Here is an 8,049-nt window from a genome sequence, read left to right as displayed (position 1 = left end):
GGGGGGGTGGCGTGGGGGGGGTTTTTTGTGGGGCGCGGGTTTGGGGGTTGGGGGGGGGGGGGGCGCCCCGGGGGGGGGGGCCCCCCCACGACGGGCGGCATGACGTCCTCGTGGGGCAGGACCACGCCCTCCGAGGGGTCCGACACGCGCAGGGCGCCGATGATGCCGCGCTGCAGCATGCCGTCGCCGTCGCTCTGTTCGTAGATGTAGAGGCCGGGCTCGGGGTCGGTGGTCAGGACGCCCTCGTCCAGCCAGCGGCGCAGGGTGTCGGCCGCCTGTTCGTTGCCGGCACTGGGCGTGCCGGCCTGCGGAAGAATCAGCCGGACGATGTTGTGCGGATCGGCCGATTGGAGGTGGTGCAGGCCGTCGGGGCGCACGACGACGTCGTACGGCGGGGACGTCACGGCGGCCAGGCTGCCAACCCGGTCCGGGTCGTAGCGAAGGCCTCGGAACGGCGTCAGTTCCAGGCCTCGGCGCGCCGTTGCTTCCGAGTGACCTGCAGTGTTCATCCCGGCATCGTACGTGTGCCGATGGCGTGCGGGATGATCGGTGGGTAAAGCGAGCGAACGAGGAGCGATGTGGAATGAGCCAGGGCGTCAGGACGAGGCCCGAGGGCAGTGGGCAGCCCCTGAACGAGGCGTACGACACGGCGCTGCTCGATCTCGACGGGGTGGTGTACGCGGGGGGCAACGCGATCGCGCACGCTGCCGAGTCGCTGGTCGTGGCACGTGAGGGCGGTATGCATCTGGCGTACGTCACCAACAACGCGCTGCGGACCCCGGACGCGGTGGCCGCGCACCTGAGCGAGCTGGGGATACCGACGGGGGCCGGTGACGTCATCACCTCCGCGCAGGCGGTGGCACGGCTGATCAGCGAGCAGGTGCCGGCGGGGGCGCGGGTGCTGGTCATCGGTGGTGAGGGCCTGCGCGTGGCGCTGCGCGAGCGCGGTCTCGAGCCGGTCGAGTCGGCGGACGACGATCCGGCGGCGGTCGTCCAGGGATACGGCGGACCCGAGCTGCAGTGGAGCCGGTTCGCGGAGGCGTGCTACGCCGTCGCGCGCGGGGTGCCGTGGTTCGCGTCCAACACCGACCTGACGATCCCGAGCGGGCGCGGGATCGCGCCGGGCAACGGCGCGGCCGTGGAGGTCGTACGGATCGCCACGGGAGCGGAGCCGCAGGTGGCGGGCAAGCCGCTGCCGCCGATGCACCGGGAGACGATCCTGCGGACGGGCGCGAAGCGGCCGCTGGTGGTGGGGGACCGGCTGGACACGGACATCGAGGGCGCGTTCAACGGCGAGGTCGACTCGTTGCTCGTGCTGACCGGTGTCACCGACGGCGCCCAGCTGCTGGCCGCGCCGCCGCGGCACCGGCCGACGTACGTCGACGCCGATCTGCGTGGACTGCTCACCGGCCAGCCCGAGCTCACCGTGGACGGCGAGGGCTTCCGATGCGGTGGCTGGACGGCCACGGCCGGCCCGGAGCGGCTGGAACTGGAGGGCGACGGTGAGGCGCTCGACGGGTTGCGCGCCCTGTGCGCGGCGGCGTGGACGGCGGCCGGGGAGGGCTCCTGCGAGCTGGACGGGGGCAAGGCGCTGGCACGACTCGGTCTGTGAGCGAGCGCGCCCGTGGGCGGAGCCGTCCATGGGCGGAGCGCGCCCGTGGGCGCGGGCCCGTGTGCCCGTGTGCCTGTGAACTCGGGCCTCGGCCTCGAGAATGCATGAAGGGTAGGCTAACCTAACCTCGTGTTGGTCGACGGTCCTCCCGAACAGCGCGCGGACACCGCTCCCGCGCCCTCAACCCGACGGGCCGTACGGGCCGTTGGACTCGTCGTCTCCTTGGTGGTCCTGACGCTCGTCGCCCTGGCGAGCATCAGGACCGGCGCGAAGGCGCTGTCGCTGGACCAGGTCTGGCACGGCCTGTTCCACGATTCGGGGACTTACGGGGACGTCGTCGTGGACGAGCGGCTGTCGCGCACCGTCCTCGGGCTGCTCGCCGGTGCCGCCCTCGGTCTGTCCGGCGCCGTGCTCCAGGCGCTCACCCGCAATCCGCTGGCCGACCCCGGACTCCTCGGCATCAACGCGGGAGCCTCGGCCGCCGTCGTCACGGCCATCACCTGCTTCGGCGTCACGAGCCTGAGGGGGTACGTATGGTTCGCGTTCGCCGGCGCGGCGGCGGCCGGCGCGCTGGTGTGGCTCCTCGGCGGCAGCCGGGGCGCCACGCCGGTGCGTCTGGCTCTCGCCGGTACGGCGGTCAGCGCCGCGCTGTACGGCTATCTCCAGGCCGTGATGATCATGGACGACACGGCCCTGGGCAGGATGCGCTTCTGGACGGTCGGTTCCCTGGCCTCGGCGACCGACTCGACCATCCTGCAGGTGCTGCCCTTCCTCGCCGTCGGCACGGTCCTCGCGCTCGGGCTCGCCCGCCCGCTGAACGCCATGGCGATGGGCGACGACACCGCCCGCGCGCTCGGCGCCGGCCTCAACCGCACCCGGGCCCTGGCCATGCTCGCAGCCACCGTGCTGTGCGGCGCCGCGACCGCGGCCTGCGGACCGATCGTGTTCGTCGGCCTGATGGTGCCGCACGCCGTGCGCTCCTTCACCGGTCCCGACCTGCGCTGGATCCTGCCCTACGCGACCGTCCTGTCACCCGTGCTGCTGCTCGGTGCCGACGTCGTCGGCCGGATCGTCGTCCGGCCCTCCGAACTGCAGGTCGGCATCGTCACCGCGATCCTCGGCGGCCCGGTCTTCATCCTTCTCGTACGACGGCGAAGGACGGCGCAGCTGTGAGCACCCCCCAGACGAGTGTGAAGGCCCACCGGCCGAGCCGCGCGGGCCGCGCCGTGCGCACGCCCGGCGGGCTCTCCGTCCGGCTCGACGTCCGCACGCTGATCGTCGTCGTCGTGCTGCTGGTCGCGGCGCTCGGCGCGAGCGTCCTGCTGATCGGCACAGGCGACGCCGGGATCCCGGCCGTCGACGTCCTCAGGACGCTTGCCGGGAACGGCACCCCGTTCCAGGACTTCATCGTCAACGAGCTGCGGCTGCCGCGTGCCCTGGTCGGCCTGCTGGTCGGCGCCTCGCTCGGCCTCGGTGGCGCCCTGTTCCAGTCCGTCTCGCGCAACCCGCTGGGCAGCCCGGACGTGCTCGGCCTCTCCCAGGGCTCGACGGCGGGCGCGCTCGTCGTGATCGTGCGGACGTCCGGGTCCGCCGCCGAGGTCACCGCCGGCGCGCTGGCCGGCGGCCTGGTCACCGGACTCGCTCTCTATCTGCTCGCCCGCAAGCAGGGCGTGCACGGATACCGCCTGGTCCTGGTCGGCATCGGCGTCTCGGCGGTGGTGACCGCCGTCAACGGCTATCTGCTCACCAAGGCCGACCTCGTCGACGCGGCCCGCGCGGTCGTGTGGATGACGGGTTCCCTCAACGGCCGCGACTGGAGCCAGGTCTGGCCGCTGCTCACGCTGTGCGCCGTCCTCGTACCGCTCGTCCTCGCCCATGCGCGCGGCCTCAGGGCGACGGAGATGGGCGATGACGTCGCGTACGCCCTCGGGGTGCGCGTGGAGCGCGTACGGCTGCTGATGACGGTCTCGGCCGTCCTGCTCACCGCGGCCGCCACCGCCGCCGCGGGCCCGGTCGGCTTCGTGGCGCTCACCGCGCCGCAGCTCGCCCGGCGCCTGACCCGCTCACCCGGCCCGAACCTGGTCCCCTCCCTGTGCATGGGCGCCGCCCTGCTGGTCACCGCCGACTGGGCCGCACAGCGCGCCTTCGGCGCAGACCAGTTGCCCGTGGGCGTGGTCACCGGCGTCCTGGGCGGCGTCTATCTGCTGTGGCTCCTCGTCACCGAGCGCAAGGCAGGACGGATGTGACCGCCACCGGCGGGACGAACGACCGAAGGAGCACTGTGAACCGCCTGTCCGCCGAGGGCGTCACCCTCGCCTACGACCAGCGTGTCATCGCCGAGCAGCTGTCGGTGGAGATCCCCGACAACTCCTTCACGGTGATCGTCGGCCCGAACGCGTGCGGCAAGTCGACACTCCTGCGGGCGCTGTCCCGGATGCTGAGGCCCAGCCGGGGCCATGTGCTGCTCGACGGGCAGGTCATCCAGTCCGTGCCGGCGAAGAGGGTCGCGCGGACGCTGGGTCTGCTGCCCCAGTCGTCCATCGCGCCCGACGGGATCACCGTCGGCGACCTGGTCGGCCGTGGCCGCTACCCGCACCAGGGCATCCTGCGCCAGTGGTCCGCCGAGGACGAGCGGGTCGTCCGGGAGTCCATGGCGCAGACCGGTGTCGCCGAACTCGCCGACCGGTACGTCGACGAGCTGTCGGGCGGTCAGCGCCAGCGCGTGTGGATCGCGATGGCGCTCGCCCAGCAGACCCCGCTGCTGCTCCTCGACGAGCCGACCACCTACCTGGACATCCAGCACCAGATCGACATCCTCGACCTGTGCGCCGAGCTGCACGAGGAACGGGGTCGCACCCTGGTCGCCGTGCTGCACGACCTCAACCACGCCGCCCGGTACGCCACCCACCTCATAGCTCTGCGCGGGGGCACGGTGATCGCGGAGGGCGCGCCCGGCGACATCGTCACCGCCGAGCTGGTCGAGGAGGTCTTCGGGCTGCGCTGCCAGGTCATCGACGATCCGGAGACGGGGACGCCATTGGTGGTGCCGGCCGCGCGCCAGGCGCGTACGGGCGTGAAAGCGGCGGCTACAGAAGCTTCCTGAGCTTGAACAGGTCGACCAGGTTCGCCTCCAGCCGCACCCGGCCCGAGCCCCAGGCCTTGGCGAAGTGCAGCTCGCCGTCGACCAGGGCCACCAGGTCGTCGCCTGCCATGGCGAGGCGGATCTGGGCCTTCTTGGGCGGGGCGCCCGGGAGGGTCTCGTCGACCACGATCCGGCCGCCGGTCATCCGGCCGACGAAGGTGACGTCCAGGTCGGTGACGTGGCAGCTCACCGAGCGTTCCATGGCGGCGGCCTCGCGGACGCCGCCCTCGGCACCCCGCATGTTGTCCGAGAGCTTCTCGAGTGCGTCGCGGCACTCCTCGATCGTGGCCATCGCGATCGACGTTACCGCAGCGGTTCGGGGTAGCGTCGGGGCATGAGCGACACAGCGCCGGAGACCGAGGGCCCGCAGGAAGCGGCGGTCGAACCCGAGTGCGACCCCGCGGCGCCCGCCCCGCTGGAGGTCCCCCGCACCCCCACCGGCAACGCCGAGGTCGACGCCCAGCTGGAGCGGCTGGCCGACACCGACCACCTCGCCACCGACGGCCATGTCGAGGTGTACGAGGATGTACACCGGGGGCTGCGCGACGCGCTCACCGCGCTCGACGCCCGCCCGGGACCTCCGGCGCCCCCGACACCGTATGGCAACAGGAGCTGAACCGAACGTGGCAGGAGTCGCACGCCGCCGTCTGGACGCGGAGCTGGTCCGCCGCAAGCTCGCGCGCTCGCGCGAGCACGCCAGCCAGCTGATCGCCGCGGGGCGGGTCACCGTCGGCAAGACCGTCGCGACGAAGCCGGCCACACAGGTGGAGACCGCGGCCGCGATCGTGGTCGTCCAGGACGGCGCAGAGCCCGACTACGTCTCGCGCGGCGGCCACAAGCTCGCGGGCGCGCTCGCGGCCTTCGTGCCGCAGGGGCTGGTCGTCGAGGGGCGGCGGGCGCTGGACGCCGGCGCGTCCACAGGGGGTTTCACCGACGTCCTGCTGCGCTCGGGCGCCGCGCAGGTCGTCGCCGTCGACGTCGGCTACGGTCAACTCGCCTGGTCCCTCCGGAATGATGAACGCGTCACCGTCAAGGACCGTACGAACGTACGCGAGTTGACGCTTGAAGCGATCGATGGGGAACCTGTGGATCTTGTCGTGGGTGATCTGTCCTTCATTCCGCTCGGGCTGGTGCTGCCCGCCCTGAAGCGGTGCGTGAAGCCGGACGCCGACCTGGTGATGATGGTCAAGCCGCAGTTCGAGGTGGGGAAGGAACGCCTGGGGAGCGGGGGGGTCGTACGGAGTCCGCAGCTGCGGGCGGAGGCCGTGCGGGGGGTTGCCGAGAAGGCGTGGGAGCTGGGGCTCGGGGTGCGGGGGGTCACCGCCAGCCCGCTGCCCGGGCCGTCCGGCAACGTCGAGTACTTTCTGTGGCTGCGGGCCGGGGCACCGGAACTGGACCCGGCCGATGTTGACCGTGCAGTGGCGGAGGGGCCGCGTTGACACAGAACCGAGCTCGTACTGTTTTCCTCCTCGCCCACACCGGGCGTCCGGCGGCCATCCGCAGCGCAGAGCTCGTGGTCAAGGGGCTGCTGCGGTCCGGTGTCGGCGTACGGGTCCTGGAGTACGAGGCGCGCGATCTGCCGCTGCCCGAGGAGGTGGAGCTCGTCGAGGAGGCGACTCCGCAGAGCCTCGACGGCTGTGAGCTGCTGATCGTGCTCGGCGGGGACGGGACGCTGCTGCGGGGCGCCGAGTTCGCCCGCGCGTCCGGGGTGCCGATGCTCGGCGTCAACCTCGGCAGCGTCGGGTTCCTCGCGGAGGCCGAGCGGGACGACCTCGACAAGGTCGTCGACCGGGTGGTGAGCAGGGCGTACGAGGTCGAGGAGCGGATGACCGTCGACGTCGTGGTGCACCGCAACGGCGACATCGTGCACACCGACTGGGCGCTGAACGAGGCGGCCGTGCAGAAGGCGGGCGCCGAGAAGCTGCTCGAGGTCGTGCTGGAGATCGACGGGCGGCCGGTGACGGGCTTCGGCTGCGACGGGATCGTGCTGTCGACGCCGACCGGATCGACGGCCTACGCCTTCTCCGCGGGCGGCCCCGTGGTGTGGCCCGAGGTCGAGGCCCTGCTGATGGTGCCGATCTCGGCGCACGCGCTGTTCGCGAAGCCACTGGTCACCTCCCCGGAGTCGGTACTGGCCGTGGAAGTGCTGCCGCACATCCCGCCGGGCGTGCTGTGGTGCGACGGACGGCGGACCGTCGAACTGCCGCCGGGAGCGCGGGTGGAGGTCAGGCGGGGAGCCGTGCCCGTGCGGCTCGCCCGGCTGCACCACGCCTCGTTCACGGACCGGCTGGTGGCGAAGTTCGCGCTGCCGGTCTCGGGCTGGCGGGGAGCGCCCCACTAGCCGACGGTGACCACTCCCCTGGGTGACAAAGCGCTCCCGATGCGCATTCGTCACCTGGACCTTCACACTATGGGGGCGGGGGCCGTCGCACTCGTGGCCCCCGACCTCGTAAGGTCTTGTCCGTGCTGGAAGAGATGCGGATACGGTCACTCGGAGTCATCGACGACGCCGTGGTCGAGCTGTCGCCGGGATTCACCGCCGTCACCGGTGAGACGGGTGCGGGCAAGACCATGGTGGTCACCAGCCTGGGGCTGCTGCTGGGCGGGCGCGCGGATCCGGCGCTCGTGCGGATCGGCGCCGGGAAGGCGGTCGTGGAGGGGCGGATCGCCGTGCCCTCGGACGCCGCCGCCGTCGTACGCGCGGAGGAGGCCGGAGCCGAGCTCGACGACGGGGCGCTGCTGATCAGCCGTACCGTTTCGGCCGAGGGGCGCTCGCGAGCGCACCTGGGCGGGCGCAGCGTGCCCGTGGGGCTGCTCGCCGAGCTGGCCGACGACCTGGTGGCGGTGCACGGGCAGACCGACCAGCAGGGGCTGCTCAAGCTGTCCCGGCAGCGGCAGGCCCTCGACCGGTACGCGGGCGACGCGGTCACCGGTCCGCTCGCCAAGTACACGGAGGCCTACCGGCGGCTGCGGGCCGTCTCCGCCGAGCTGGAGGAGATCGTCACGCGCGCGCGTGAGCGCGCCCAGGAAGCCGACATGCTGCGCTACGGCCTCGACGAGATCGCGGGGGTCGAGCCGCGCGCCGGTGAGGACACGGAGCTGGCGGAGGAGGCGGAGCGGCTCGGGCACGCCGAGGCGCTGGCATCGGCCGCGACCGCCGCGCACGCCGCTCTCGCGGGCAATCCCGAGGACCCCGAGGGCATCGACGCGGCGACGCTCGTGGCGGGCGCGCACCGGGCCGTGGAGGCCGTGCGCTCCCCCCCCCCCGCCCAGGCGTCGCAACCGGGCGCGAGCG

At 72.8% G+C, this 8,049-nt stretch carries 9 protein-coding genes and 1 pseudogene; 8 read left to right on the top strand and 2 right to left on the bottom strand.

The window, feature by feature from the left end; genetic code table 11:
• Positions 1–90: 90 nt before the first annotated feature.
• A pseudogene (locus ACFW2E_RS33395) lies at positions 91–509 on the bottom strand (DUF1015 family protein); the annotation flags it as partial.
• 74 nt (positions 510–583) lie between these two features.
• Between ACFW2E_RS33395 and ACFW2E_RS33390 the strand changes: the two are divergent.
• From ACFW2E_RS33390 to ACFW2E_RS33375, 4 genes are all read left to right on the top strand, one after another.
• Positions 584–1,612, top strand: a complete 1,029-nt coding sequence (locus ACFW2E_RS33390; RefSeq protein WP_384471604.1) for an HAD hydrolase-like protein — start codon at positions 584–586, stop codon at positions 1,610–1,612.
• A 129-nt stretch (positions 1,613–1,741) separates the two neighbouring features.
• On the top strand, positions 1,742–2,785 hold the full coding sequence (locus ACFW2E_RS33385; RefSeq protein ID WP_384471601.1) for a FecCD family ABC transporter permease: 1,044 nt from the start codon (positions 1,742–1,744) through the stop codon (positions 2,783–2,785).
• Positions 2,782–3,858, top strand: a complete 1,077-nt coding sequence (locus tag ACFW2E_RS33380; RefSeq protein ID WP_384471598.1) for a FecCD family ABC transporter permease — start codon at positions 2,782–2,784, stop codon at positions 3,856–3,858. Before ACFW2E_RS33385 ends, ACFW2E_RS33380 begins: the two co-directional genes overlap by 4 nt.
• Complete coding sequence (locus tag ACFW2E_RS33375; RefSeq protein WP_384471595.1) at positions 3,819–4,715, top strand: ABC transporter ATP-binding protein; 897 nt, start codon at positions 3,819–3,821, stop codon at positions 4,713–4,715. The genes ACFW2E_RS33380 and ACFW2E_RS33375 overlap by 40 nt, the downstream gene beginning before the upstream one ends.
• On the opposite strand, the gene ACFW2E_RS33370 is transcribed toward ACFW2E_RS33375, so the two are convergent.
• Positions 4,699–5,046 (bottom strand): sterol-binding protein, encoded by a 348-nt coding sequence (locus tag ACFW2E_RS33370; protein ID WP_384471593.1) that lies wholly within the window; start codon positions 5,044–5,046, stop codon positions 4,699–4,701. The two genes, ACFW2E_RS33375 and ACFW2E_RS33370, sit on opposite strands and share 17 nt — an antisense overlap.
• 42 nt (positions 5,047–5,088) lie before the next feature.
• Here ACFW2E_RS33370 and ACFW2E_RS33365 point away from each other — a divergent pair, with 42 nt between their 5' ends.
• From ACFW2E_RS33365 to ACFW2E_RS33350, 4 genes are all read left to right on the top strand, one after another.
• Positions 5,089–5,370: a hypothetical protein gene (locus ACFW2E_RS33365; RefSeq protein WP_384471591.1), complete on the top strand. Its 282-nt coding sequence runs from the start codon at positions 5,089–5,091 to the stop codon at positions 5,368–5,370.
• Positions 5,371–5,377: 7 nt separating this feature from the next.
• On the top strand, positions 5,378–6,193 hold the full coding sequence (locus ACFW2E_RS33360) for a TlyA family RNA methyltransferase (RefSeq protein WP_384471589.1): 816 nt from the start codon (positions 5,378–5,380) through the stop codon (positions 6,191–6,193).
• Positions 6,190–7,095 carry an NAD kinase gene (locus ACFW2E_RS33355; RefSeq protein ID WP_263207135.1) on the top strand — a complete coding sequence of 302 codons (906 nt, stop codon included), beginning with the start codon at positions 6,190–6,192 and terminating at the stop codon, positions 7,093–7,095. Before ACFW2E_RS33360 ends, ACFW2E_RS33355 begins: the two co-directional genes overlap by 4 nt.
• Positions 7,096–7,229: 134 nt before the next feature.
• Positions 7,230–8,049: AAA family ATPase (locus ACFW2E_RS33350; protein ID WP_384471610.1), on the top strand; the 820-nt coding region annotated here is incomplete at its 3' end.

The sequence above is a fragment of the Streptomyces sp. NPDC058964 genome, from assembly GCF_042741275.1.
Classification (GTDB): Bacteria; Actinomycetota; Actinomycetes; order Streptomycetales; family Streptomycetaceae; genus Streptomyces.
This window is presented reverse-complemented; position numbering and strand designations above follow the sequence as displayed.